At 70.5% G+C, this 22,733-nt stretch carries 25 protein-coding genes; 15 read left to right on the top strand and 10 right to left on the bottom strand.

Translation table 11 applies throughout. The annotated features are described in order from the left end of the window. Positions 1-27: 27 nt before the first annotated feature. From BLV96_RS26770 to BLV96_RS26780, 3 genes are read right to left on the bottom strand one after another with little or no spacing between them, the layout of a single operon-like run. Positions 28-867, bottom strand: a complete 840-nt coding sequence (locus BLV96_RS26770) for an SDR family NAD(P)-dependent oxidoreductase (protein ID WP_086681219.1) — start codon at positions 865-867, stop codon at positions 28-30. Further along, positions 864-2,093, bottom strand: coding sequence for an FAD-dependent oxidoreductase (locus BLV96_RS26775; protein ID WP_208608328.1), 1,230 nt, complete (start codon positions 2,091-2,093; stop codon positions 864-866). The genes BLV96_RS26770 and BLV96_RS26775 overlap by 4 nt, the downstream gene beginning before the upstream one ends. A gap of 24 nt (positions 2,094-2,117) precedes the next feature. Then, positions 2,118-3,089: a PDR/VanB family oxidoreductase gene (locus tag BLV96_RS26780; RefSeq protein ID WP_086681221.1), complete on the bottom strand. Its 972-nt coding sequence runs from the start codon at positions 3,087-3,089 to the stop codon at positions 2,118-2,120. Positions 3,090-3,231: 142 nt separating this feature from the next. Here BLV96_RS26780 and BLV96_RS26785 point away from each other — a divergent pair, with 142 nt between their 5' ends. From BLV96_RS26785 to BLV96_RS26815, 7 genes are all read left to right on the top strand, one after another. Continuing rightward, complete coding sequence (locus tag BLV96_RS26785; protein WP_158104213.1) at positions 3,232-4,161, top strand: LysR family transcriptional regulator; 930 nt, start codon at positions 3,232-3,234, stop codon at positions 4,159-4,161. A gap of 252 nt (positions 4,162-4,413) precedes the next feature. After that, positions 4,414-5,001, top strand: a complete 588-nt coding sequence (locus BLV96_RS26790; RefSeq protein WP_086681225.1) for a TetR/AcrR family transcriptional regulator — start codon at positions 4,414-4,416, stop codon at positions 4,999-5,001. 72 nt (positions 5,002-5,073) lie between these two features. Beyond that, on the top strand, positions 5,074-6,483 hold the full coding sequence (locus tag BLV96_RS26795; protein WP_086681228.1) for an amidase: 1,410 nt from the start codon (positions 5,074-5,076) through the stop codon (positions 6,481-6,483). Between the two features lie 164 nt (positions 6,484-6,647). Continuing rightward, positions 6,648-7,160: a hypothetical protein gene (locus tag BLV96_RS26800; protein ID WP_086681231.1), complete on the top strand. Its 513-nt coding sequence runs from the start codon at positions 6,648-6,650 to the stop codon at positions 7,158-7,160. 360 nt (positions 7,161-7,520) lie between these two features. Continuing rightward, the gene (locus BLV96_RS26805; RefSeq protein ID WP_086681232.1) at positions 7,521-8,288 is read left to right on the top strand and encodes an SDR family oxidoreductase; all 768 of its coding nucleotides are present in this window, start codon (positions 7,521-7,523) and stop codon (positions 8,286-8,288) included. A gap of 4 nt (positions 8,289-8,292) precedes the next feature. Next, positions 8,293-9,144 carry a patatin-like phospholipase family protein gene (locus tag BLV96_RS26810; RefSeq protein ID WP_086681234.1) on the top strand — a complete coding sequence of 284 codons (852 nt, stop codon included), beginning with the start codon at positions 8,293-8,295 and terminating at the stop codon, positions 9,142-9,144. A 44-nt stretch (positions 9,145-9,188) separates the two neighbouring features. Continuing rightward, on the top strand, positions 9,189-9,788 hold the full coding sequence (locus BLV96_RS26815; RefSeq protein ID WP_086681236.1) for a TetR/AcrR family transcriptional regulator: 600 nt from the start codon (positions 9,189-9,191) through the stop codon (positions 9,786-9,788). Here BLV96_RS26815 and BLV96_RS26820 read toward each other — a convergent pair. Together BLV96_RS26820 and BLV96_RS26825 are read right to left on the bottom strand one after the other, a co-directional pair. Next, the gene (locus BLV96_RS26820) at positions 9,762-10,412 is read right to left on the bottom strand and encodes a TetR/AcrR family transcriptional regulator (protein WP_158104214.1); all 651 of its coding nucleotides are present in this window, start codon (positions 10,410-10,412) and stop codon (positions 9,762-9,764) included. The two genes, BLV96_RS26815 and BLV96_RS26820, sit on opposite strands and share 27 nt — an antisense overlap. A gap of 55 nt (positions 10,413-10,467) precedes the next feature. After that, positions 10,468-11,886, bottom strand: a complete 1,419-nt coding sequence (locus tag BLV96_RS26825) for a pyridoxal phosphate-dependent decarboxylase family protein (RefSeq protein WP_086681240.1) — start codon at positions 11,884-11,886, stop codon at positions 10,468-10,470. Between the two features lie 562 nt (positions 11,887-12,448). Between BLV96_RS26825 and BLV96_RS26830 the strand changes: the two genes are divergently transcribed. After that, a complete protein-coding gene (locus BLV96_RS26830; RefSeq protein WP_086681242.1) occupies positions 12,449-13,363 on the top strand; it encodes an NmrA family NAD(P)-binding protein in 915 nt (304 codons plus the stop codon). 10 nt (positions 13,364-13,373) lie between these two features. After that, positions 13,374-14,291: an NmrA family NAD(P)-binding protein gene (locus tag BLV96_RS26835; protein WP_091389561.1), complete on the top strand. Its 918-nt coding sequence runs from the start codon at positions 13,374-13,376 to the stop codon at positions 14,289-14,291. Between the two features lie 277 nt (positions 14,292-14,568). Here the strand turns inward: BLV96_RS26835 and BLV96_RS26840 are convergent, their stop codons facing one another. Further along, on the bottom strand, positions 14,569-14,799 hold the full coding sequence (locus BLV96_RS26840; RefSeq protein ID WP_143051027.1) for a hypothetical protein: 231 nt from the start codon (positions 14,797-14,799) through the stop codon (positions 14,569-14,571). Positions 14,800-14,961: 162 nt separating this feature from the next. Here BLV96_RS26840 and BLV96_RS26845 point away from each other — a divergent pair, with 162 nt between their 5' ends. The 6 genes from BLV96_RS26845 to BLV96_RS26870 all read left to right on the top strand — a co-directional run bounded on the left by BLV96_RS26845 (position 14,962) and on the right by BLV96_RS26870 (position 18,147). After that, positions 14,962-15,495 carry a Scr1 family TA system antitoxin-like transcriptional regulator gene (locus BLV96_RS26845; RefSeq protein WP_086682471.1) on the top strand — a complete coding sequence of 178 codons (534 nt, stop codon included), beginning with the start codon at positions 14,962-14,964 and terminating at the stop codon, positions 15,493-15,495. A gap of 244 nt (positions 15,496-15,739) precedes the next feature. Beyond that, on the top strand, positions 15,740-16,150 hold the full coding sequence (locus tag BLV96_RS26850; protein WP_086682498.1) for a YbaB/EbfC family nucleoid-associated protein: 411 nt from the start codon (positions 15,740-15,742) through the stop codon (positions 16,148-16,150). Further along, positions 16,147-16,458 carry a hypothetical protein gene (locus BLV96_RS26855; RefSeq protein ID WP_086682474.1) on the top strand — a complete coding sequence of 104 codons (312 nt, stop codon included), beginning with the start codon at positions 16,147-16,149 and terminating at the stop codon, positions 16,456-16,458. Before BLV96_RS26850 ends, BLV96_RS26855 begins: the two co-directional genes overlap by 4 nt. Beyond that, positions 16,455-16,832: a hypothetical protein gene (locus BLV96_RS26860; RefSeq protein ID WP_086682477.1), complete on the top strand. Its 378-nt coding sequence runs from the start codon at positions 16,455-16,457 to the stop codon at positions 16,830-16,832. Before BLV96_RS26855 ends, BLV96_RS26860 begins: the two co-directional genes overlap by 4 nt. After that, positions 16,829-17,560, top strand: a complete 732-nt coding sequence (locus BLV96_RS26865) for a WXG100 family type VII secretion target (protein WP_086682480.1) — start codon at positions 16,829-16,831, stop codon at positions 17,558-17,560. The genes BLV96_RS26860 and BLV96_RS26865 overlap by 4 nt, the downstream gene beginning before the upstream one ends. Beyond that, entirely contained in the window at positions 17,557-18,147 is a 591-nt protein-coding gene (locus tag BLV96_RS26870) for a DUF3558 family protein (RefSeq protein WP_086682483.1), read from the top strand. The genes BLV96_RS26865 and BLV96_RS26870 overlap by 4 nt, the downstream gene beginning before the upstream one ends. A 638-nt stretch (positions 18,148-18,785) precedes the next feature. Here the strand turns inward: BLV96_RS26870 and BLV96_RS26875 are convergent. The 4 genes from BLV96_RS26875 to fahA all read right to left on the bottom strand — a co-directional run bounded on the left by BLV96_RS26875 (position 18,786) and on the right by fahA (position 22,666). Beyond that, a complete protein-coding gene (locus BLV96_RS26875; protein WP_086682486.1) occupies positions 18,786-19,922 on the bottom strand; it encodes an SDR family oxidoreductase in 1,137 nt (378 codons plus the stop codon). 19 nt (positions 19,923-19,941) lie between these two features. Continuing rightward, entirely contained in the window at positions 19,942-20,385 is a 444-nt protein-coding gene (locus BLV96_RS26880) for a MerR family transcriptional regulator (RefSeq protein ID WP_086682489.1), read from the bottom strand. An 84-nt stretch (positions 20,386-20,469) separates the two neighbouring features. Beyond that, on the bottom strand, positions 20,470-21,387 hold the full coding sequence (locus BLV96_RS26885; RefSeq protein WP_158104221.1) for a YhjD/YihY/BrkB family envelope integrity protein: 918 nt from the start codon (positions 21,385-21,387) through the stop codon (positions 20,470-20,472). Positions 21,388-21,469: 82 nt separating this feature from the next. Further along, the gene (fahA, locus tag BLV96_RS26890; RefSeq protein WP_244180496.1) at positions 21,470-22,666 is read right to left on the bottom strand and encodes a fumarylacetoacetase; all 1,197 of its coding nucleotides are present in this window, start codon (positions 22,664-22,666) and stop codon (positions 21,470-21,472) included. Between the last annotated feature and the right edge of the window lie 67 nt (positions 22,667-22,733).

A 22,733-nucleotide genomic window follows, 5' to 3' on the forward strand; every position in this document is an offset into this window, starting at 1 on the left:
TTCGGGTCGCGAATGGACGGAGTTCGGTCAGCTCCCGGCTACCCGGCTGCCCGGCACGACACCGTTCTCGACCCAGTCGAGCCGGCGGCGCAGCGCGGCCACCGCCCGGTCGTGGTGCGGCAGCACGAAGAACTCGCGGTCGCGGATCGCCCGGGACACCAGCAGGGCCACGTCCTCGGCGGGCAGGCCCTCGGCGCTCTGCCGGGCGCGGAAGTCCTCCATGAAGGCGCGTCGCTCGGCATCTTCGTCGATCGGCACGCCGGCGGGCGCGTTGCGCTCGGCGTCGATCATCCGCGACCGGACGGGTCCCGGTGCCAGCAGGTGGACGTGCACCGCGCTGCCGCAGGAGCGGAGCTCGATCTCGAGACACTCGGCGAGGCCGAGAACGGCCATCTTCGAGGCGCAGTACGGTGTCATGAACGGGGTTCCCGACGCGAAGCCGGCCAAGGACCCCGTGATGACCAGGTCTCCGCCGCCGAACCGCTCGAGCAGCGGAACCGCGACGCGGGCGGTGGTGAGGACGCCGAAGTAGTTCACCTCCATCACCCACCGCCACGCTTCCGTGGCGACGTCGAGGAACCGGCCGCCCGTCTCGACTCCCGCGTTCGCGCACACGACGTCCACGCGCCCGAAGGCGCGGACCGCTTCTTCGCACAGCGCAACGACATCGTCGTGGCGGGTCACGTCGGCGCGCACGCCGATGACGCCCGCGTCCTGGAACTGCCGGACGGCGATGTCGAGGGCCCCGCTTTCGACGTCGCCGATGACGACCTTCATCCCTTCGGACACGAACTGGCGCGCCATGGCCAGCCCGATACCGCTGGCGCCGCCGGTCACGACGGCGACCCGGTGCCCCTCTTCGTTCATCGCCCCTCCTGAGCCGCGAACGCCGGGGTTTCCAGCGACCGCGGGAACATGAGCCGGGCGCGGACCGCCTGCTCGTCGTCGGTGAGCTTCCGGACCCGGGCCCACGCCGCGGCTCCGTCCGGCGTCGCGGTGGAGCCGAAGATGAACTTCTTGTTCGCCGACGCAGTCGGCGACACCAGCTCTTTGAACACGCGACGACGTTCGTGGGCGTAGCGGTCGAGCACCCAGTCGTCCGAGCGCCCGTGGACGACCGAGCCCAGGGCGTCGACGAGGAGGTAGGTGTCGAACAGCCCGCTGGTCAGCCCGAGGCCCCCGGTGGGGTTGGTGGCGTGGGCCGCGTCGCCGGCGAGCAGGACCCGGTTCGACCGGAAGGCGGGAGCGCAGCGCTGGTGCATCTTGTACGTGCTGTACGCCTGCAGCTTCCGCCGGTCCTCTTTGGGCAGCAGCGTGTCGAAGAAGCAGCGCATCCGGTGTTCGACGCTCTCGGGTGACTCCGCGACCGGATCGCTGTAGGTGTAGCGCCAGAGCCCGGCGTCACCGGAATTGTCGATCTTGACGATGATCGCGCCGTACTGTTCGTCGACGACGAAGGTGGTCTGGTCGAATCCTTCTTCCTCAAACGGGTAGTGGACGTCGGTCGCCACGAAGCGCTCCGGCCACGTGAAGCCGTCGAAGGGCATGCCCAGCAGGTTCCGCACGCCGCTGCTCGCGCCGTCGGCGCCGATCACCCACGCGGCGGTGTGGCGTTCGGGCGAGCCGTCCGGGAGCAGCGCGGTCACCACCACCCGGTCGCCGGCGTCCCGCAGCCCGACGACGTTGCGGCTCCAGCGCACGTCCACGGGTAGTGAGTCCCGTTGGATGACATCGAGCACGACGTCGACGAGCCGGTCTTGGGCGAGGTGCAGGTTGTACGGGTGCGCGACCGTCCCTTCGAGGGTGGACAGCCCGTACCGGACGCGCTCGCCGGTGCTCCAGTTCAGGAAGCAATAGTCCTTCTTCTTGAAGCCGACTTCGACGGCGGGGGCGAGGATGCCGAGCCGGTCCAGCCCCTCGAGGGTGGCCCAGTGGTAGACCACCGCTCGCGGTGCCCGGGCCACGTCGGCGTTCCGTTCGAGCACAGTCACGGGAATGCCCTGCCGGGCGAGTCCGAGCGCGTTCAGCATCCCGACCGGACCACCGCCGACGATGACCACGGGCCGAATCTTGCCTGCGCTGTCGTGTTCCACGATGAGCTCCTGCCTCTGGCGTTCTCAGGCGTCGATGACCAGTCCCGCGCCGATTCCGCGCGAGCAGCAGATCATCATCGTTTCGGTGGCGGCTCGTTCGTCCTCGGTGAGGATCGAGTCGCGGTGGTCGACCGAGCCGGCGAGCACCGCGGTTTCGCAGGTGCCGCAAGTCCCCTCCCGGCACGAGGAGATGACGGGGATGCCGCGTTCTTCCATCACCTCGAGGATCGACTTGTCCGCCGGCACCTCCAGTTCGATCCCGGAGCGGTCCAGCGTGACCTGGAAGGCCTGTCTTTCGGCCGCGGACGCCTCGGTGGCGATCGGGGCGAAGCGCTCGACGTGCAGGACGCCGCGGGCACGGTCCCCCAGCCGTGCCGCCAAGGCGTCGAGCAGCCCGTGGGGACCGCAGGCGTAGACCAGTTCCCCGTCGGCCGGATCCGGCAGGACCGCGGCCAGGTCGGGCACGCCGAAGACGTCGTCGGGGCGCACCAGGACGCGGCCGGGGAAGCGCGCCGCGAGCTCGCCGGCCCAGGCCATCGAAGCGGCGGTGCGCCCGAAGTACGCGAGCGTCCACGGCACCGCGGCCTGCTCGGCGCTCTCGATCATCGGCACCAGCGGCGTGATCCCGATGCCACCCGCGACGAAGCGGTAGGCGGCCGCCGGGTGGAAGACGAAGTTGTTGCGCGGTCCGGTGCAGGTGAGGACATCACCGGCGCGCAGTTCGTCGTGGACGTAGGCCGATCCCCCGCGTCCGTCGGGTTCGCGCAGGACCGCGACGCGGTAGCAGCCGGTGTCGGCCGGGTCCGAGGTCAGCGAATACTGGCGCACCAGGCCGTTGGGCAGGTGGAAGTCCAGGTGGGCGCCCGGCTCCCACGGCCGCAGGGCTCCGCCGGCCGGGTCGACCAGCACGAGCTCGGCGACACCCGCGGCCGGCGTCCGGATCGAGCCGACCTCGACCTGGAACGACGACCCGTTCTTGCCGGTGTCAGGGGACATGACCCGCTCCCTCGAAATGGACGTCTTCGGTGGCTTCTCGCCGATCCGCGTGCACCTCAAGGAAGCTAGGCGGGCCGACGGGCACCGTGGTCCGACTCACGCGGGCCCGGATCGACCCATAGCTTTCGCGTATAGTCACTTGATGGAACTTCGGCAGATGCGATACTTCGTCGAGATCGTCCGGCACGGCTCGATCTCGGCGGCGGCGAAGACGCTGCACATGAGCCAGCCGCCGCTCAGCGCGACGCTCGCGTCTCTGGAGAACGAGCTCGGCGTCCGGCTGCTCGAACGCACCGGCCGCGGCGTCGTCGCCACCGAGGCCGGGCAGCTGCTCATGGAGCGCGGGGAGCAGATCGTCCGCGAATCCGATCAGCTGACCGCGGAACTCAAGAAGCACGGCGTCGGCGTGCTCGGCTCGCTGCGGCTCGTCGCGTACATGCCGTACGTCCAGACCCTGCTGCCGCGGATGCTGACCGCCTACCGCCAGGTGGCGCCCTCGGTCGACATCCAGATCCTCGACCTGCGCCCCGAGGAAGCGCTCGCGGGACTCGAACGCGGCACGGTCGACGTCGCGCTGATCACGACCAGCAACCGTGACCTCAGCGCGCACCTCAACCGGGCCGCGGTGAGCATGCAACCGCTGACCGAGATCGACCTGGTGGCGGTCCTGCCACCGCGCGGCACCTGGCCCCAGGCGATGACGTGGGCCGACCTGGCCCGGCACCCGGTGTTCGCACCGCCGATCTCGTCACGCTTCCCCGGCCTCGGGAACCTGGTGCTGTCCGAGCTCGCGCAGCATTCGGAGGTACGGCCCGACATCCGGACCGTCAACCAGCACCAGGCGGTGTGGGCGCAGGTGTCCGCAGGAATGGGCGTCGCGGTGAGTGTTCGCGCGCCGACCAGCATCACCGCCGGCTGTCCCGTGACGATCCGCCCGCTCGCGGAAGGACAGCGCACGCTGACCATGGAGCTCGTCTGGCCGAAACAGCGCCAGCTTCCCGAGTCCGTCTCCCGCTTCCTCACGGTGGCCCGGAACCTCCACGACCTCCGTACCGATCCGGAGCAAGGATGAGCGTCTACGACCAGGGTCACCGGGTGACCGACCATGCCCCGGAGCGGCACCCGCACGTTCACCTCACCCCGGCCGTTCTTGCGCGGCTCGCCGTGTGCCACCCCTGGACGAAGCCGGTGACGGTCGCCGGCGGATCTCCGCGACGTCGCGGTTCGCGCCGTCGATCACACGGGGACATCGTCCCGCCGCTCCCCGCAAACGGAAGTCTCCCGCTACTAGACGACCGGTCCAATAGAGTGTTACGGTGACGCCATGCCCGCTTCCAAGATGGACACTCGCCAGGTCATCCTGGACACCGCGCGGCGGATCGTGCTGGCCAAGGGGTACGCCGCGGTCGGCATCACCGAGGTGCTGAGTGCGGCCGGCGTGCCGAAGGGGTCGTTCTACCACTGGTTCGAGTCGAAGGACGCCTTCGGCGAGGCGATGATGAAGAGCTACTTCGACGACTACTTCGCAACCATGGACCGCATCGCCGCCCAAGCGGAGAAGAGCGCGGCCGAGCACGTGATGGAGTACTGGCAGTACTTCTACGACACGCAGGCCGCGGACCACTGCCAGGGCGGATGCCTGGTCGTCAAGCTGGGCGCCGAAATCGCGGACCTGTCGGACGCGATGCGGGCCACGACGAAGTCGGGGACCGCGGCGATCGTCGACCGGCTGGAGAAGATGATCGCCGACGGCGTCGCGGACGGGTCCCTCTCCGTCGACGACACCCCCCGCGCGACGGCCGAGGCCCTCTACGACATGTGGCTCGGCGCCAGCATGATCGCGAAGATCCACGGCCACCCGCGGCAGCTCGACCGCGCGATGGCGGTCACGCGCCGGACCCTGCACGTCTGACCACCACGCTCGCCCGCGACACACCGGGCTCAAGCACCGTACTAGTAGACCGGTCTAACGAGGAGAAGACACATGTCCACCGATTTCATCTGGTCCGACGCGACCGAACTCGCCGAATCGATCCGCACCGGGAAAGTGTCCTCGGTCGAGGTGGTGCAGGCGCACCTCGACCGGATCGACGCCACCAATCCGAAGATCAACGCCATCGTCACCCTGGCGGAAGGCGCCCTCGAAGCCGCGAAGGCGGCGGATGAGGTGCTCGCGTCGGGCGCGCGGGTGGGGCCCCTGCACGGCGTGCCCTTCACGGTCAAAGACTCGTTCGACACCGCCGGGGTGCTCACCCAGCGGGGTTCGCCGATCTTCGCGGGGCGCGTTCCGGACACGGACGCCACGGCGGTGGCGCGCCTGAAGCGCGCCGGCGGGGTTCTCCTGGCGAAGACCAACCTGCCGGAGTTCTCCTACGCCGTCGATTCGGACAACCTCCTGACGGGCGAAACGAACAACCCCTGGGATCTCGGCCGCACGGCCGGCGGCTCGAGCGGCGGGGAGTCCGGGGCGATCGCGGCCGGGATGTCGCCGCTCGGCCTCGGCAGCGACCTGGCCATCTCGGTGCGCGGACCGGCCGCCAACACCGGCATCGCGGCCCTCAAGCCGACGCACGGGCGCATCCCGATGACGGGCGCCTGGCCGCGCGAGCCGCGCCGCGACTGGCACGCCGGCCCGATGGCCCGCACCGTCCGCGACCTCGCGCTGGCCTACTCGTTCCTCGCCGGTCCGGACGGCGCCGACGGCTTCTCCTCCACCGTCCCGGCCGCGTTCGACGCCGGCCTGGGCGCGTCGCCGGCCCGGCCCGTCCGCGTCGGCTGGCTGGTCGACTCCGGCCTCGGCCCGGTCGACAGCGAGGTGGCAGCGACCGTCGCAGCGGCCGCCGAAGCACTGCAGGGTGCCGGAGTTCACGTGGAAGCCGTGCGCATCCCGGCGCTCGAGCGCGACAACCCGCTCGAGTTGTTCACCCTGCAGCACGTCATGGAGGTGAAGCCGTCCTACGCGGCGGCCACCGCGGGTCACGAGGACCAGATGTACGTGGCCTCGAAGTACATGCGCGACGCACCCGAAACGTCGATGACGGACTATGTGCGGGCTGAGCAGGGCATCGAGCGGCTCCGGGATGGTTTCGCGGCGTACTTCCGCCAGTACGACGCGCTGCTGCTGCCGGTGACCACAGTCCCCGCGCACGAGCACGGGACCACGGAGCTCACCCTCGAAGGCCGGACACTGAGCATCTTCCACGTGATGTCGGCGACCGTCCCGTTCAACCTGACCGGGCTCCCCGCCCTCTCCCTGCCGTTCGGGACGACCGCCACCGGCCTGCCGATCGGCGTGCAGCTGGCGGCCGGCTGGCACGCGGAGTCGACCATCCTGCACCTCGCCGCGCTGCTGGAGACACTCAGCCCGGTCCGCGACCGGCATCCCGTCCTCTGACGGCCAAGAGGGCACGGTGCGCGGAACCACAGGTTCGAGGTCTCGGCCGGGCTCGGCGGCCGTACCTCCGCCCCGCGCCTCAGCCGTTGTGCCAGCGCCCTCCCACTTCGCGGACCAGTGCTCCCACCACCGGTCTGTCCACAGTGGATCCAAAGAGAACTTCCATGACCGAGAACCCCGGCTTCACCACGTTCGGGGACGTGGAGATCGCTCGCGTCCCCGAATGGCAGGGCAACCTGTTCACCCGCGGCGACTTCCTGCCCGAGTCCGATCGGCAGGACCGGGAGGCGCAGCGAGCGTGGCTGAGACCTGACTTCTGGGCCCCGGAGCCGGAAGATGCCTGGCTGCTTCGCAAAGCTCCCTCATCCGCAGTGCCGGCCGGACGATCCTGCTCGACGCCGGCATCGGCAACCACAAGGCCGGACGCGGCGCGCCGCCGTTCAACGGGCTGGACACGACCTACCTGGACGACGAGCACTGGCGTCCCACTTTCCCGAAAGGCGACTAACCTGCTGTCCAAGGCCGACTTCACCCAGCTGGCCGACCTCGCGAAGACCGGCGCGCCGGACCCCTTCGGGTTCGCGACCGCGTTCCTGGACAGCATCGCCGCCGGCCCGGGGCACTCGCCTGGGGCCTGCGTTCTGACCCTCATGTCGCACGGTCAGAACGCGACCTGAGCGGCCGACAACGCCGCACCGGTGTTCGGGGCCCACTTCCCCGGCGCCCGCGTGGCCGGCAGCAGCATCGCCGGCAACGCGTTCCGCATCGGCTCCTGGACGACACTCTGACCCTTGCGCTCACGCCAGGGCCCCCTCACAGCACCCAGGGGCAGCACCGCGCCCATTTGACAGGTATGTCGTACGACATAGTATGAGGTGTGTCGGCCCGACCTGAATCGGCGCTCCGGCAGCGGTGCCCACTCAGGACCGTGGGCGGGACCGAGCCTCCCGCCCACGCAACCGTGGCCGGAAAGGCCGCCAGGCAATGACCGGGAAGCTCCTCAGCCCCCGGCCTCGTCACCAGCAAGGAGATTCGTCATGTCATCCGTGCTCATCACCGGCGCGTCCAAAGGCATCGGCCGCGCCATCGCCGTCGAACTGGCGGGGCGGGGCCACCGGGTCGTCGCGACCGCCCGGCAGCCGGAAATGCTGGCCGACCTGCCCGTCGACCAGCGGCTGCGGCTGGATGTGACCGACCAGGACAGCGTCGACCGAGCCCTGGGGGACGCCGGGGAGATCGATGTCTTGGTCAGCAACGCCGGCGCGACCGTGCGCGCGCCGCTCGAGAGCGTCCCGCTCGCCGAGATCGAAAGCCTCTTCCAGCTCAACACCCTCGGCGCGCTGCGAGTGGCGCAGGGCGTGCTCCCGCAAATGCGGGAACGGGGCGCGGGACGGCTGGTGTTCGTCTCCAGCGTCCAAGGCCGGGTGGTACTACCCATCATCGCCCCCTACGGAGCGAGCAAGTGGGCATTGGAAGCCATCGCCGAGGGGCTGGCCCTGGAGGTGGGCCACTTCGGCGTTCGGGTCAGCCTCGTCCAGCCCGGCGCGGTGGCCACCGACGGCGCCGCCGGGGCCAAGTCCTTCTTCGCCGACGACGACCCCTACCTTCCTTTGCTCCAGCAGCTCGGCGTCCTCCGCGGCGAGGTGATCACCCCGGAGGAGGTCGCCACCGCGGTGGCCGACACGATCGAGCGCCCCGATCCGCCGTTGCGCGTGCCCGTCGGCGCGCCGGCCGAGCAGCTGCTGAAGGCCCGCAAGGAAGCTCCCGAAGACGCGCCGTTCCTGCCGGCCGAACTCGACTGGTAACGGCATGGACACCACTGTTTCCCCCATTGCGCTCGTGCTGGGCGGCGGCGGCCCCGCCGGTGTCGCGTGGACGTCGGCCCTGCTGCACGGGCTGATCTCCCACGGACTGCCGGTGGCCGAATCCGATGAGGTGCTGGGCACCTCGGCCGGGTCGGTCGTCGGCGCCTGGCTCACGATGCGGCCCGACGACCTCCCGGCCCTGCCCCAGCGGATGCTCGACCGGGCCAGGTGGCACGCGCACAACGCCGAATCCGGTTACGGCGACCGGGATCTGCTGCGTCGCGTCGTGGCCGGATCCACTCGGGACACCGAGTCCGCCCGGAACATCGCCCAGGCGGCGATCGCGGCGATCCCGCCGATATCGGCGGAACGAGCTGAGACGCTGTGGCGCGCGACCCTGCCCGAGGGGCCATGGCCGGATCGGCTCAAAGTGACATCGGTGAACGCCGGAACCGGGGCGGCCAAGGCGTGGTCGGCGGCCGACGGCGTCTCGCTCGCCGCCGCGGTGGCGTGCTCCACCGCGGCGCCCGGCGCCGCGCCGCCGGTCACGCTGGCAAGCTCGGTCTGGGTCGACGGCGCCGTCCGGTCCGGCACGAATGCCGACCTGGTCCGCGGCATCGGCTCCGCCACCCGTGGCCGGGTGCTCGTGCTCGCTCCCCTGCCGAACGACCACCTCAGCCGCGAAGAGATCACCCTCGTCGAGTCCGGCCACCGCGTCACCGTGATCACCGCGGAGCCGTTCTACGAGACGATCGCGGACCTGATGAACCCCCGATTCGTCGACATCGCCGCAGCTGCCGGGGCGAAGCAGGCACGCGCTGTCGCGGCGGACCTCGGTAGGTGGTGGAGCGACTGATAGTATGTAAGTCGACATACATGTAATGGAGAGGTTCGGTAGCCATGGGTGCGCGCTCGGACGCCAAGTCGAAGATGGTGCAAGCGGCCAAGCAGCTCATGCGCGAACGCGGGTTGCACGCGACGGCGTTTTCCGACGTGCTCAAGCTCAGTGGTGCCCCCCGCGGCTCGGTCTACTTCCATTTTCCCGGCGGCAAGACCCAGCTGGCAACGGAAGCGGCCGAGGCCCACGCCCATGAGCAGGTCGAGATCATCGATCGCGCGGCCGCGCAGGCGAACTCGGCGGCCGAACTGGTCGAACGCTACGTCGACCTCGGCCGGGACGGCATGGTGGCCAGCGGGTACTCGCGGGGCTGCGCGATCGCACCCCTCGTGACCGAAGGCGCGACACAGGAGTCGGCGGAAATCGGCGAGACCGGCCGGCGGACGTTCTCGGAGATGATCGACCGGCTCGCGTTCCACTTCATCAGCTTCGGCGTCGAACACGCGGCAGCGCGCGCTCTCTCCGACGCGGTGGTCGCGGGCGTCGAGGGCGCGATGATCACCTCGCGGGCCCGCCGCAGCACCGCTCCTTACGACGCGCTCAAGGCCGCGCTGGTCAGCTACGCGGCGACTTCGTCACGCTCGCCTCGAGCCGCGCGATGACGGCCGGACGCCGTTTCGGGACCGCCGCCAACTGAGGGCGAAGTCCCGCAACGAATCCAGTTCAGCCGTCAGCTCGGGGCTCTCCGGGGCAGCGCGGGCGATGGTCAGAGTCCCCAGCACCGCAGCGGTCAGCACGTTGGCCGCCATCGACGGATCCGGCGCCGCTTCACCCAGCCCGCGGGCTCGTTCGGCGACAGCCAGGAAACCTTCCCTGAGCTGCTCTCGATACCGCCGGGTCGCCGCCACCACGTGCTCGTCGACGGGCGCGGTCATCGCGGTGGTGGCCATGCACCCGAATCGGCCCTGGTCGCTGTCCAGCACGGTCTTCAACCTCGCCAGCGTCTCCAGCACGTCCTCGTGCCCGCGGACGCCGTCGACGAGCGGATCCAGGACCGCAGCCATCCGGCGCAGGTAGTCGTCCATCGCCGCGCGGTAGATCTCCACCTTCGTGCCGAAGGTGTTGTACAGGCTGGAGGTCGACAGCCCGCTCGCCGCCGCCATCTGCTGCTGGGTGACCCGGTCGAACCCGGTTTGCCAGAACAGCTTCATCAACCGGGTGAGCGCCTCCGCCCGGTCGAAGCCGAGGGGCCGGCCGGATCGCGCGGTTTCGGTTTCCGAGGTCACCGGCTCAGTCTCGCCCTCGGCCGGGCCCGGGATCAACTCGGGCCGCGGCGGGAGTTCACGCGATGGCGCGGCGTGCATGTCGCAGCAGCGCCTCCAAGGCGCGATCGACGTCGTTCTCGTCGGTGGCCCAGTCGGACACGGAGATCCGCATGAGACGCTCGCCGCGGTAGGTGGTGCCGGTGAAGAAGGCCGTGCCTTCGGCGCGGACTCCGGCCATGACGGCGTCGGCCAGCCGGCCGTTGTCCCCGTCGGGACTCAGCCAGCGCACCAGCACCTGGTTCGACACGACGTCGTTGACGATCTCGGCGTATCCGCTTTTCCGCAGGCCGTCGGCGAAGCGGCGAGCCAGGCCGGTCGTGCGCTCGACGAGGTCGACGACGCCGTCGCGGCCGAGGGAGCGAAGGGTCGCGTAGACCTGGACGCCGCGGGCCCGCCGGGAGAAGTCCGGGCCCCAGTCCAGCGGGTCGCGGGCGCCGGTGTCCTGTTCGAGGTAGGCGGCCTGAACGCTCATCGCCGCCCGGTGGGCCGCGGCGTTCGCGCAGATCGCGATGCCGCAGTCGTAGGCGACGTTGAGCAGCTTGTGCCCGTCGGTGGACCAGGAGTCCAAGCGGTCGAGCCCGGCGACCTTCCCGGCCATCGCCGGCGTGGCAGCGGCCAGCAGCATCACGGCGCCGTCGACGTGGACCCAGGTCGGGTTGCCGGCCGCGCGGTGCGCCTCGGCAATGTCGGCTACCGCGGTGAAGTCGTCGAAGGAGCCGGTGTTCACGTTGCCGCATTCCACGACCACGATCGTGGGACCGTGGATGCCGGACAGCACGTCCTCGAGCAGGTCCGGTCGCATTCGGTCTTCGTCGTCGCAAGGCACGCTGACGAGTGCCTGCTCGCCGAGGCCGAGAAACCGCAACGCGCGCAGGACCGTGACGTGGACACCGGTCTTGACCACCACGGTCAGCGGCGGCGACCCGGCCAGACCGCGGGCCTCGACGTCCCAGCCGACCTGCCGCAGCAGTTCGTGGCGAGCCGCGGCCAGGCAGGTGAAGGTGGCCATCTGGCCGCCGGTGACGAATCCCACCGAGCACTGCGGCGGCAGGCCCGCCAAGTCGACGAACCAGCGCGCCGCGAGCTCCTCCGCAACCGCCACTCCCGGTGTCGCGGCGAACATCGGCGAGTTCTGGTCCCACGCCGAGACGAGGAGTTCCGCGCCGAGCGCGGCCGGGTGCAGACCGCCCACTACGAAGCCGAAGTAGCGGCCACCGGCCTGTGCGGTGACGTAGGGCCGCAGATCTCGCGCCAGGTCGTCGACGACGTGTGCCGGATCCACGCCGGCTGCTGCCGGCGGACAGTCGAGCGCGGCGAGGATCGCGCCGTGATCCGCTGCTTCGGGGAGTACCGGCCGTTCGGGGAGCGAGTTCAGATACTCCAACGCCGCTGTGGATGCCGTGTCCAGCACCGACTTCCACTCGATGTCCCGCATGCTGCTCTCCACTGTTCGCCGTGCGCCGCGACATGCCGGCTTGACGAACTGATTCTGAGTCGGTCAACTCAGAATGTCAACCACGTTCGACAAGGAGTCGGTCCGCCGACTCGAAGCCCGAACCGGCTCGATGCGTCTCCAGTACCGGAATGAGGCCGCCGCATTCCCGGCAGCCCCTCGTCGTCGAGCAAGCCGCCGTCACGGTCGTGACGCAGGGTGCGCTTCACTCCGCCCGGCGAGTAGTGCGCGTCACACCAGGCCATCATGGCGTGCACGATCGGCCCCAGCTCGACGCTCTTGCCCTCACCGACGACTTACAAAGGTGCGAGCCAGCGAGCAGTTGCGATCCGCGTAGGTACTGGAGGGCCACATCACGAGCCCAACCCGGTAGTTCAGTCATTGAACTCGATGGTGTACAGTCCAGTTCAGTGAACGAACTTCGCGGCGGGGCCGAATTGGCCATGAAGGGAACCCTGGTCGATGCCAGGGCCTTGACTTGAAATGACCTTGCAAAATCCGGCCGGACGGCCACGGAAGACGTTCCGACACGAGAGGCGACGCGATGGCTGAGGACGACCGGCTTTTCCTGGTCACGGGGGCGACAGGCCGGACTGGCGGCGGCACGGCCCGGCTGCTGCTGGAGCGCGGCCACCGGGTTCGCGCGCTCGTGCACCGCGACGACGAACGCTCCCGCCGGCTGGCTGCTGCCGGTGCCGAGATCGCCGTGGGTGACCTGCACGATCTCGACGCCGTGACCGCGGCCATGCGCGACGTCACCAGCGCCTACTTGTGCCACCCGATCTCGCCGGGCCTGGTGGAGGCGACCGTCTACTTCGCACAAGCAGCCGTCGAGGCGGGGGTCAGGTCGGCGGTGAACATGTCGCAGATCTCCGCTCGCCGCGACGCGGGCAGCCACGCCGCCCGGCAGCACTGGCTGTGCGAACGGCTGCTGGACCGCACCGGCCTGCTCACCGCGCACATCCGGCCGACCTTCTTCGCCGAATGGCTCACGCTGTGGTGGGAGCGCCGCGACGGCGAGGGGTACCTGCGGCTGCCATTCGGCGAGGGCCGCCACGCCCCGGTCGCCTCGGCCGACCAGTCCCGCGTGATCGCCGCCCTGCTGCTCGACCCCGAGCCACACGACCGCGCCGTCTACACGCTGCACGGCCCGGTCGAGCAGAACCACCACGACATCGCGCGGGCCATGTCCGGCACGTTGGGCATCCCGGTCCACTACGAGCCGATCACCGTCGAGCAGTTCGCCGCAGCCATGACCGCACGCGGCATGCCGGCCCACCGGGTGCAGCACCTGAGCAACGTCGCCGTGGACTACCAGCACGGTGTCTTCGCGGGCACGAACGACGTCATCGAGCGGATCGGCGGCCGTCCGCCGACGTCCGTCGAGCAGTTCGTGAGCCAGAACAAGGCCGCCTTCGACACCAGCGGGCCCAACTTCGTGCCCGTCGAGAACCACTGAAAGGACATCGATGACCACCGCCGCACCCATCCTCGTCACCGGCGCCACGGGCCGGCACGGCGGCACCGGCGCCTACCTCGTGCGCCGGCTGCGCGAGGAGGGCCATCACGTTCGGGTGCTCGCCCGCACCCACAGCGAGCGCACCACCGCCCTGACCGCGCTCGGCGCCGAGGTTGTCCTCGGCGATCTCCACGACCGGCGCACCATCGTGTCCGCTTTGGACGGTGTGAAGCAGGCGTACCTCACCTACCCGATCGACGCGGGCGTCATCCCCGCCGCGGCGAACTACGCCGCCGCGATCCGCGAAGCCGGCACCTCGCCGCGCACAGTCGTCATGTCCATGGGGCCCGCCCACCCCGGTCACCCCAGCGACCGGGGACAGGACCAGTGGCTCGCCGAGGAGCTGCTGCAGTGGGCAGGACTGGACCTGCTCGTCCTACGCGTCGCCGCCGCGTTCCACGAGAACATCCCGGCGCTGCACCGCCGGTCGATCGACGAGCACGGGGTGATCCGCAACTGCTTCGGCGACGCCGCGGTCGCCTGGATCAACGGCCGCGACGCCGGTGAACTCGCCGTCGCCGCGCTCCTGCACCCCGACCGGTTCACCGGCCCGATCTGCTACCCCACCGGCGCGGAGGAGCTCAGCCACACCGAGATCGCCGCCATCCTCACCGAGGAGCTGCGTCGTCTGGTTCGCTTCGAACCGATCTCGGCGGACCAATGGCGAAGGGAGATCGTCGAACTGTCCACAACGGACTCTGACGGGGTCGTCAACCCCGACATGGCCGGGCACATCGCCGCCGTCGCGCTGCAGGTGAGCCGGCACGGATCGAGCCGGCCGGCAGACGCCGACGCACTGGCCCACCTGATCGGCCGGTCACCGACCTCGTTCCGCGAATACGTCCGCAGCGGTTCCTACGCTCTCTGAAAGAGCCGGCGGCAAGAGCCACAGCGCGGCCGGTTCGAGCAGCCGGTGGGCCTTCTCATGCGTCGCCAGCCGCGTGAACTCTTCCGGTGCCTCCGGCTGTCCAGACAGCTGCAGCAGCACCGCGTACAGACAGACCTCAGCCCACGACATCACCGGCCCGGCGCCCGAAATCCGGGCCGCCCCCTGCGCGGCAGTGGCTGCGGGCGGGTGCGAACGCCACGGGTGGAAGCTGGCCCGCCGCTTGAACGGCGCCGCCGTCCGGAAATGGCGATGCTCGTCAGCGGCCGATCAACGCATCATGCAGATGGTCGTCGAGTCCGGCGACGAAGTCCTCGGCCCGCCAGGGTCGAAGTGCCCGCCGGACAAGTCGAACGCGCTGAGTCGCCACGCGGCCGCCCGTCGTCGATGCCACGTCGATGGCTTCGTGCAGGTCCGCGGCGCACGCCCTCGGGTCACCCAGCCTCAACCGCGCGAGCGCCAGGTCCGAGGTGACGATCCCCCGCTGCACGGCGTCGCGCGACTCCCTCAACGCGTCCAGCGACCGCTCCAGACTGCCGTGGGCGTGGTCGGCGTCGCCCGACAGCTCCTGGTGACCCGGCCGGGTGTGCGGTCCCGTCGGGTCGTTCCGATCGCGCTGCCGTGGCGCGACCAGTTCTAGGACTCGCCCCGCTTGGCGGGGTGGTCTGCGCAGCTGGCACCCACAGCGCGCGTCCGAGAAGTTCGTGGCTCAAGGCGGGAAGCGACCAGGCGCTCCTGCGGGGTCGTCCGGTGGAGTGAGGTAGGCGACGGCGGCGGACACGAGAACCGCACCCGGCGCTACACCTTCCTCATCGGCGAGACAGCGCTGCGCACTTGCCCCGCGTACGTCTACACCGATCAGGTCGAGTACCTGAGGACACTCGCCAACCGCCCGAACGTCACGATCCAGATCGTTCCCTCCGACGCCTGCCCACCCGGCTTCAGTTCGTTCACCGCCTACCAGCAGGACAAGATCACCCTCGCGGTCGCGGTGCGGCACCGCCACGCCACGAGCTACTTCTCCGCCCGCGACACGCTGGGCCGGTACCACCGCACGATGCGCTGGCTGAGCGGTCACGCTCTCGATATCGCCGACGCACTTTCCACCGGCAACCCGGCGACACACCCCGGTGCACACGGCGGGGCGAACGCGGGCGGCCCGCAGCACACGGTCGGATCAGGCTGATCCGACCGGCCCTGGCGGACGTCGCGGCTGCCCGAATCGGTCGTCTCGCCGCTCATGACGGTCCGGCGCCGCCGCGCGATCTCCGTCGAGCCCGCAACGTCCGCTCCTGCGCTGCTTCATCCGCTACGCTGCCCCACAGTGGCTACATTGAGGCTATCGTTGGTCGCCTTGAGTAGTTGACGCAAGCTTGTGCAGGTCGGGAGCGTGGGGAGGCGACACCGGCGTGGTGTTCAACGCGGAAAAAATGCGGCAGCAAGCTACCGCGCTGGACGATGAGCTCGGCCGAGCCCGGTTCACCCGGCAGTCCCGCGACGGCGCCGTGACGGCCGTCGTCAGCGGTCGCGGGCAGCTCGTGGACCTGAAGATCAGCGATCAGGCGATGCGGGGCGCCCACCCTCAGGTAGTGGGGCCCGACGTGGTCGAGGCCGTCACCGCGGCCCGGCGGCAGGCGGCCGCTATCGCGCTCACGAAGGCCCGGGCGGTGTTCGACAAGGACCAGGATTGGCAACCCGAGCCCCTGCCGGGATCCCCCGGGTTCGTCAGCCCGCCCGCGACGACGACGTCGACGAGAGAAGATGTCGAGGAAGAGGACTTCGCGGAGCTCGATTTCCTCACCGACGACGGCTACGAGGACGACGATCGGGGCTCCCGGTGAACTTCGAAGACGAGCTCTACCACCTGGCCCGGGAGATCGACGCCGCGACCGCCGCCGTCGCCACGACCGCGCGCGACGCCGAGCACAGCCCGTCGGAATGGCGTCTGCCGGGTGAGCTGGGAACCGTGACGGTGTCCGGGGCCGGCGAACTGACCGCGGTCACGCTCGACACCACCGAGATGCACCAGTATTCCGCCGCTGCCCTGTCACGAGCTCTGCTCCGGGGCATCCAGGAGGCCGAACACCACGCCGACCGGCGCCGCCGCGACGCGATCGCAGCTGTTGTCACCGACCGGGACCTGTCATGACATTCGACCCCTCCGACATCACGGGCAAGGGCTACCGGGTCTACCCCGAATCCCTGCGCAAAGCCGCCGACGACATCACCGACGCCGCCGGGCTCGTGGCCCACTTCGCGCAGCACGACCTGGCCGGCACTCTGCTCGGTGCCACCGACCTCGGCCTGCCCGGCACCGCCACGGTGCTGATGCCCGGCGTCATCGGAACCGGGACCGTCCAGCAGTACAACCAGGCCGTCGACACCATCCGGGCGATCTCGGCAAAAAACGCCGACACGCTGCAGAAACTGGCCCAAGCCCTGCAGACCGCGGCCAGCTACTACGAACAGCAAGAAGCCGCGGAGTACGAACGGCTCAAGAAGCTCGAAGGCGGCACCCGATGACAACTCCGCCACCCGGGCCACCCACCGACCCCGCCGCGCTGGCCTACCCCAACGACTCCGACGCCACCGTTCGCAAGGCCGCGAACTTCATCGGCGCCCACGGCATCGTCACCCTGCTCGACAAATTGCGGATCTTCGTCGCCGGCGACATCGGCAGGGTCATCCACCTCGCCGAAACCTTCGCCGTCCAGCGCTCCCTCCCCGACGCCGTCGCCCAGCTCAACCAAGCCCAGCTCGATCTGTCCACCGCGTGGCAGGGCGACGCCGCCGAGCAGTTCACCACCTACGTCGGCATGGCCAAACCAGTACTGACCCAGAACCAGACCTCGATGCAGAACCTGACCAAGACGATGTCGTCGATCGCTTCCTCGATCATCGACACCTACAAGAACCTGATCACGGCGATCGGCCGGTGCGCGATCAACATCAGCCAGCTCGGCGGCAAGATCGGCATCGCGATCGCGGAATCCACCGTCCTGCCGCCCCTCGCTCCGATCAAGATCTCTGACATCGCCGACGCCCTCAACACCGCCTTCGCCACCTTCTGGAACGACTGCCTCACACTGCTCACCGGCATGATGACCACCATCGCGAGGCTCGTCGAGAACCAGATCGACCTCAGATCCATCGAAGCCAACTTCACCTCCCTCCCCGACGTCGGGAGCAGCGCCGCCGTCATCGACGACCCCACTCGTTGGCGCGTCAAGCCAGGAGCCAGCCACCCATGACCCACTCCCCCGCCCGTCGCACCATCGTCCTCGCCGCGCTGGCCGCCGGCCTGGCCGCGGGATGCACACCGTCCGCGCCGGCGCAACCGGCCGACCCACCGGTGGACGTCCCGCTCATCCCCGGCGTCGGGCTGGCCGGCGCACCCCGCTTCGCGGCCGATTCGTGCGAGGCGGTCACCGTCGAACAGCTCAACGAGCTCGGCTTCAGCGGCGGCAAACGCAGCCGCGACGGGCAACGCTGCGTGACCGGGTTCGGTCCTGTCGCCACGGTCGAAACCAGCAACCGCGGCAACAGCCTCCGCACCCTCTACCTGGAGCACGCCCGAGGCCACGACACGGGCAACCACTGGGAAACGGTCACCATCAACGCCTATCCCGCGGTCACGGTCTCCATCGACGACAACGTCGCCGGCAAGGAAGACGAAGGCCCGCTCGGCTGCACCTTGGCCCTCGCCGCGGACAACAACACCCTCGTCTACATCACCGCGGCAACCTACGACAAGCCCGAAACCGGCCCGTGGCAACACGATCCTTGCGGCGCGACGAAGAAGATCGCCGAATACGTCATCCAGAACCTCCGAACCTGAGCTTGCGTCAAGGGTCCTCATTGCGGCAGGGCCGATAGCCGTTGCGTTCTTGTCCGGCGCACGCCCATGCTGGGACGGCAACCAGTTCCGGCTCCTGGGTCGAGGTCGCCATGCCTGCAGTGCATCGCACGATCCTCGTCGTCGACATCGAGCGGTACGGCTCGCCGGCGCGATCGGACTCGGACCGGGTCGCGATCCGGGCCGGGCTCTACCGAGCGCTGAAGGAAGCCTTCGCAGAGGCAGCGGTGCCGTGGGCCGAATGCGATCACGCGAACAGCGGCGACGGCGCACTTGTGGCCGTGCCACCCACGGTCCCGAAGAGCGTGTTCGTCGAGTCCCTGCCCCGCGCCGCATGGCGCTCCACGCCGGCGAGGTCCGCTACGACGACCACGGCGTGGTGGGGACCGCCGTCAACCACGTCTTCCGGTTGGTCGACTCACTTGCTTTCCGGTCGATGTTCGCGCGGACGGACGGTGAGCTGGGCCTGGTCGTCTCGTCGCGGTTCTTCGAGGACGTCTTGCAGGACAGTGACAGCGGACTGCCCGAGGCCTACCGGCCGTTGTACTCCGCCGTCGAAGAGACCGAGACGACCGGGTGGGTGCGGCTCTGGGCCGGCCGGGCGACACCCCAGCCGGTTGTCATGGCTCCACCGCGCCAGCTTCCGCCGTCCGGCCGGCATTTCGTGGGGCGGGCCGGAGAACTCCGAGCTTTGGCATCGCGCGGTCGTTTCCTGGTCGTGCCGCCCGTTGTCGCCAGGGGCGGCGCGGCTCTTCCGTCTCCTCGGCGTCCGCCGCGGCCAGGAGGCTGCGCGCGGTGTCGGCCAGCGTTTCCTCGACCGGCCGCGGCCGCCAGCCGAGCACGGTCCTCGCCTTCTCCGTGCGGATGACCGGCACCCGGCCGAGCCGTGCCGCCGCCTCCCGCATGGCCGGGTCGGTTTCCGCCGCGGCGCGCACCTGCTCGGCGGTCAGCTCCGCGGTCGGCAGGTCGTGCCCGTCGACGGTTTCGGCGAGGATGCGGGCCATTTCCAGGAAGCTGATCGACTGCCCGGCCGCGGCGAGGAACCGCTCCCCCGCGGCCCGGGGGTGGGTCATTGCCCGCACGTGCAGGTCGGCGACGTCGCGGACGTCGGCCACGCCGAAGTGCAGCGGTGGCACCACCGGCATCGCCCCGTCGAGCATCGCCCGGACCAGCGCGACCGACGATGACAAGCGCCCGCCCAGGACCGGGCCGAAGATGCCGGCCGGGTTGATCACCGCCAGCTCCGGGCCGCCCGCCGCCCGCACCTGTTCCCAGGCGGCACGTTCGGCGATGACCTTCGAGCGGATGTAGGCGCTGTTGGGGTCGGCGAGATCCGTCCAGTCGGCCTCGGTGTACTCCGCCCGCGGCGTGGCGCTGTAGCCGACCGCGGCGAACGACGACGTCAGCACGACCCGCCGGACACCGGCCTCGCGGGCCGCGGCCAGGACCCGCACGGCGCCGTCGCGGGCCGGGCGGATCACCTCGTCGTCGTTTTCCGGTGCGGCGGGCGGGAACGGGGAGGCGACGTGGAGGACGTAGTCCACGCCTTCGACCGCCGCGGCCCAGCCGTCGTCGGCGCCGAGGTCGGCGACCACCACCTCCGGTTCGCCGGCCGTGGCACGAACCTCGGCTGCGCGGCCGGCATCGCGCACGGTGGTGCGGACGCGGTGGCCGTCGGCCAGCAGCCGGGCGATGGTGTGGCCGCCGAGGTACCCGGTTCCCCCGGTGACCAGTACGAGCGCTCGTTCGTCGTTCATGTAAGTCCTTTGTGGATGGTCAGAATCGGTCTACCAGCGCCAGAAGCCGCGGGACGAGCCGCTGCGCCGCGCCGGTGTCGCCGCGGTCGCGGGCGTCCCAGAGCCGGGCCTTGAGCCGGAGGTACTCCAGCCGCAGCCGCAACCGTTCGATCTCGGCTTCCAGCCGGTCGGCGTGGTGGTCGAACAGGTCACGCTGCTCGGCGGCGGCCGCATCACCCCGGGCCAGCAGGTCGAGGTACTTCCGCAGGTCCTCGACCCGCAACCCGGCCGAACGCAGGCAGCCGAGCGAGTCCAGGACGTCCATCGTCGCCGCGTCGTACCGGCGGTGCCCGCTGCTCGGATCCCGCGGCACCGGGCCGACCAGCCCGATCTGCTCGTAGTAGCGCAACGTCGGCTCGCTGAGCCCGCTGCGCCGGGACGCCTCGAGGATCGTCAACCACACCTGCCCGACTCCGGTCGCCATGGGAGCAAGCATGCAGAACCTCAAGCACTTGAAGTCAACGCGAACGGCCGGTGGGCCGGATCACACCCGATCGTGGGCCGCCGCTCAGCGGCCGGTCAGGGTGCGGACCACCAGTTCCGCCGAGGCCCCGGCTCCCAGCGTCGTTCCGGCGTAGCGGACGTCGGCGGCCAGCGTGCCGGGCGGGGGGTCGTCGCGGACCGTGAGCCACACCGTCACCATCAGGAGCCAGCGGACCACCAGGTAGACGAACAGCAGCACGCCGACGAGCGTGCCGAACGCCGCGACCGCCGGCGAGCGGCCCAGCAGGTGCAGGTACAGCCCGCCCGCCTGCTGGAGCGCGGCCAGCCCGACGGCGGCGGCGCCGGCCGGGCGCAGCGTCGAACGCAGCGGCAGCGCACTGCGCGGCAGGCGGGCCAGGCACCAGGCGATGACCAGCCAGTTCGCCGCGAGGCCGAGCAGCAGTGAGCCCGCGACGAGGACGAACTTCGCGAACCCGCCGGTCAGCCCGGTCAGGCCGAGCAGCCACGTCCCGGCCGCGCCGGTGAGCGCCGCCAGCCCGAACGAGACGGCCATCGCGAGGCCGACCCCGATGAGTGCCAGGACGTCCGCGGCGATCCCGCGCAGCAGCGGCCGGGCGGTCCGCTCCTGCCCGAGCATCGCGGTGACGGCGTCGCGGACGTTGCTGATCCAGCTCCAGCCGGAGTAGGCGGCGACGGTCAGCGCGAGCAGCCCGATCCGCCCGCGTTCCCCGACGACGGTGTGCACGACGTCGTTGACCCGCCCGGCGATCTCGGGCGGCAGCGCGCCGTCGATGACGCGGTCGAGCTCGGTCGCCAGCAGCTGGTCGCCGGCCAGCACGAACCCGGCCACCGAGACGGCGACCATGACCAGCGGCACCAGCGCGAGCAGGCTGAAGAAGGTGACCGCGGCGGCGTAGTGGTCGCCGTCGCGTTCGCGGTACCGGGCGAGCGTCGCCCCGACCCGCCGCAGCGGTTTCCTCACGACGCCTTCGCCCACCGGCCGACCCTCTCATCCGCACGTGTCCCCCGCAGTCCGGACCCGGTGGGCGGGGGATCGTCACGCGTCAGCCCGGGACGACCGTGCCGCGCACCTCCCCGAAGCCGATCCGCGTGCCGCCCGGCCCCGGGGCCGTCGCGCTGATCGCGACCTCGTCGCCGTCCTCCAGGAACGTGCGGGTCCGACCGTCCGGGAGGTCGAGCGGTTCCCGGCCGCCCCAGGACAGTTCCAGGAACGAGCCGCGCTGGTCGCGGTCCGGGCCGGTGACGGTGCCGGAGGCGAACAGGTCGCCGGTGCGCAGGCCCGCGCCGTTGACGGTCAGGTGCGCGAGCTGCTGGGGCGCCGTCCAGTACTGCGTCGCGAACGGCGGGCTGGACACGAGGTGGCCGTTGAGCCGGACCTCGATCGCCAGGTCGAGGCCCCATTTTTCGGTGGTGCGCAGGTACTCGAGCGGCTCCGGGTCCTGCGGCGGGCCGTCGACGCGCGCGTGGTCGAGCGCGGCGAGGGGGACGATCCACGGCGACACCGACGTCGCGAACGACTTGCCGAGGAACGGGCCCAGCGGCTGGGACTCCCACGCCTGGATGTCGCGGGCCGACCAGTCGTTGACCAGGCAGACGCCGAAGACGTGGTCGGCGAAGTCCGCGGTGGACACCCGCGTGCCCGGGACGCCGACGACGAAACCGACTTCCGCCTCGATGTCCAGCCGTTGCGAGGGGCCGAAGGAGGGAGCGTCGGCGGTGCGCGGTTTGCGTTGCCCGTGCGGGCGGACGACGGGGGTGCCGGACGCGACGACCGTGCCCGCCCGGCCGTGGTAGGCGATGGGCAGGTGCTTCCAGTTCGGCGGCAGCTCGGCGGCGTCGGGCCGGAAGATCCGGCCGGCGTTGAGGGCGTGCTGTTCGCTGGAGTAGAAGTCGACGTAGTCGGCGACCTCGAAGGCGAGGTGCGTGGTGACTTCGGTCAGCGGGTGCAGGTGCGGGCGGAGCTGGTCGGCGTAGCGGGGTTCGGTGAGCCAGTTCCGGAGGGTTTCGCGGACCTCCCGCCAGGTGTCCGGCCCGGCGGCGAGGAGGGGGTTGAGGACCCCGGCGGTGAGCAGCGGGGCGAAGGGGGCGGCGGTTTCTTCGGCTGCGGCGGTCAGGTCCAGGACGTGGTCGCCGAGGGGAACGCCGATGCGCCGCTCGAGCGCGCCGGCGATGGAGAAGGCGCCGTAGGGCAGGTTTTCCAGGCCGAAGGGGGTGTCGTCGGCGAGGTCGAGCCAGGTCAAGGGAGCTCCTCGGGGTCGAATGTCCGCAATGGACGGTGGCCGGCCGGGTGCGGGCGGCGCCCGGGGT

This window comes from Amycolatopsis pretoriensis, from assembly GCF_900107925.1.
In the GTDB taxonomy this organism is placed as follows: domain Bacteria; phylum Actinomycetota; class Actinomycetes; order Mycobacteriales; family Pseudonocardiaceae; genus Amycolatopsis; species Amycolatopsis pretoriensis.

Excerpts from the sequence above, each read along its gene's own strand:
- BLV96_RS26770 (WP_086681219.1), bottom strand. The coding sequence starts at position 867 with ATGAACGAAGAGGGGCACCGGGTCGCCGTCGTGACCGGCGGCGCCAGC.
- BLV96_RS26780 (WP_086681221.1), bottom strand. The coding sequence starts at position 3,089 with ATGTCCCCTGACACCGGCAAGAACGGGTCGTCGTTCCAGGTCGAGGTC.
- BLV96_RS26785 (WP_158104213.1), top strand. The coding sequence starts at position 3,232 with ATGGAACTTCGGCAGATGCGATACTTCGTCGAGATCGTCCGGCACGGC.
- BLV96_RS26790 (WP_086681225.1), top strand. The coding sequence starts at position 4,414 with ATGCCCGCTTCCAAGATGGACACTCGCCAGGTCATCCTGGACACCGCG.
- BLV96_RS26795 (WP_086681228.1), top strand. The coding sequence starts at position 5,074 with ATGTCCACCGATTTCATCTGGTCCGACGCGACCGAACTCGCCGAATCG.
- BLV96_RS26800 (WP_086681231.1), top strand. The coding sequence starts at position 6,648 with ATGACCGAGAACCCCGGCTTCACCACGTTCGGGGACGTGGAGATCGCT.
- BLV96_RS26805 (WP_086681232.1), top strand. The coding sequence starts at position 7,521 with ATGTCATCCGTGCTCATCACCGGCGCGTCCAAAGGCATCGGCCGCGCC.
- BLV96_RS26810 (WP_086681234.1), top strand. The coding sequence starts at position 8,293 with ATGGACACCACTGTTTCCCCCATTGCGCTCGTGCTGGGCGGCGGCGGC.
- BLV96_RS26815 (WP_086681236.1), top strand. The coding sequence starts at position 9,189 with ATGGGTGCGCGCTCGGACGCCAAGTCGAAGATGGTGCAAGCGGCCAAG.
- BLV96_RS26825 (WP_086681240.1), bottom strand. The coding sequence starts at position 11,886 with ATGCGGGACATCGAGTGGAAGTCGGTGCTGGACACGGCATCCACAGCG.
- BLV96_RS26830 (WP_086681242.1), top strand. The coding sequence starts at position 12,449 with ATGGCTGAGGACGACCGGCTTTTCCTGGTCACGGGGGCGACAGGCCGG.
- BLV96_RS26835 (WP_091389561.1), top strand. The coding sequence starts at position 13,374 with ATGACCACCGCCGCACCCATCCTCGTCACCGGCGCCACGGGCCGGCAC.
- BLV96_RS26850 (WP_086682498.1), top strand. The coding sequence starts at position 15,740 with ATGCGGCAGCAAGCTACCGCGCTGGACGATGAGCTCGGCCGAGCCCGG.
- BLV96_RS26860 (WP_086682477.1), top strand. The coding sequence starts at position 16,455 with ATGACATTCGACCCCTCCGACATCACGGGCAAGGGCTACCGGGTCTAC.
- BLV96_RS26865 (WP_086682480.1), top strand. The coding sequence starts at position 16,829 with ATGACAACTCCGCCACCCGGGCCACCCACCGACCCCGCCGCGCTGGCC.
- BLV96_RS26870 (WP_086682483.1), top strand. The coding sequence starts at position 17,557 with ATGACCCACTCCCCCGCCCGTCGCACCATCGTCCTCGCCGCGCTGGCC.
- BLV96_RS26875 (WP_086682486.1), bottom strand. The coding sequence starts at position 19,922 with ATGAACGACGAACGAGCGCTCGTACTGGTCACCGGGGGAACCGGGTAC.
- BLV96_RS26880 (WP_086682489.1), bottom strand. The coding sequence starts at position 20,385 with ATGGCGACCGGAGTCGGGCAGGTGTGGTTGACGATCCTCGAGGCGTCC.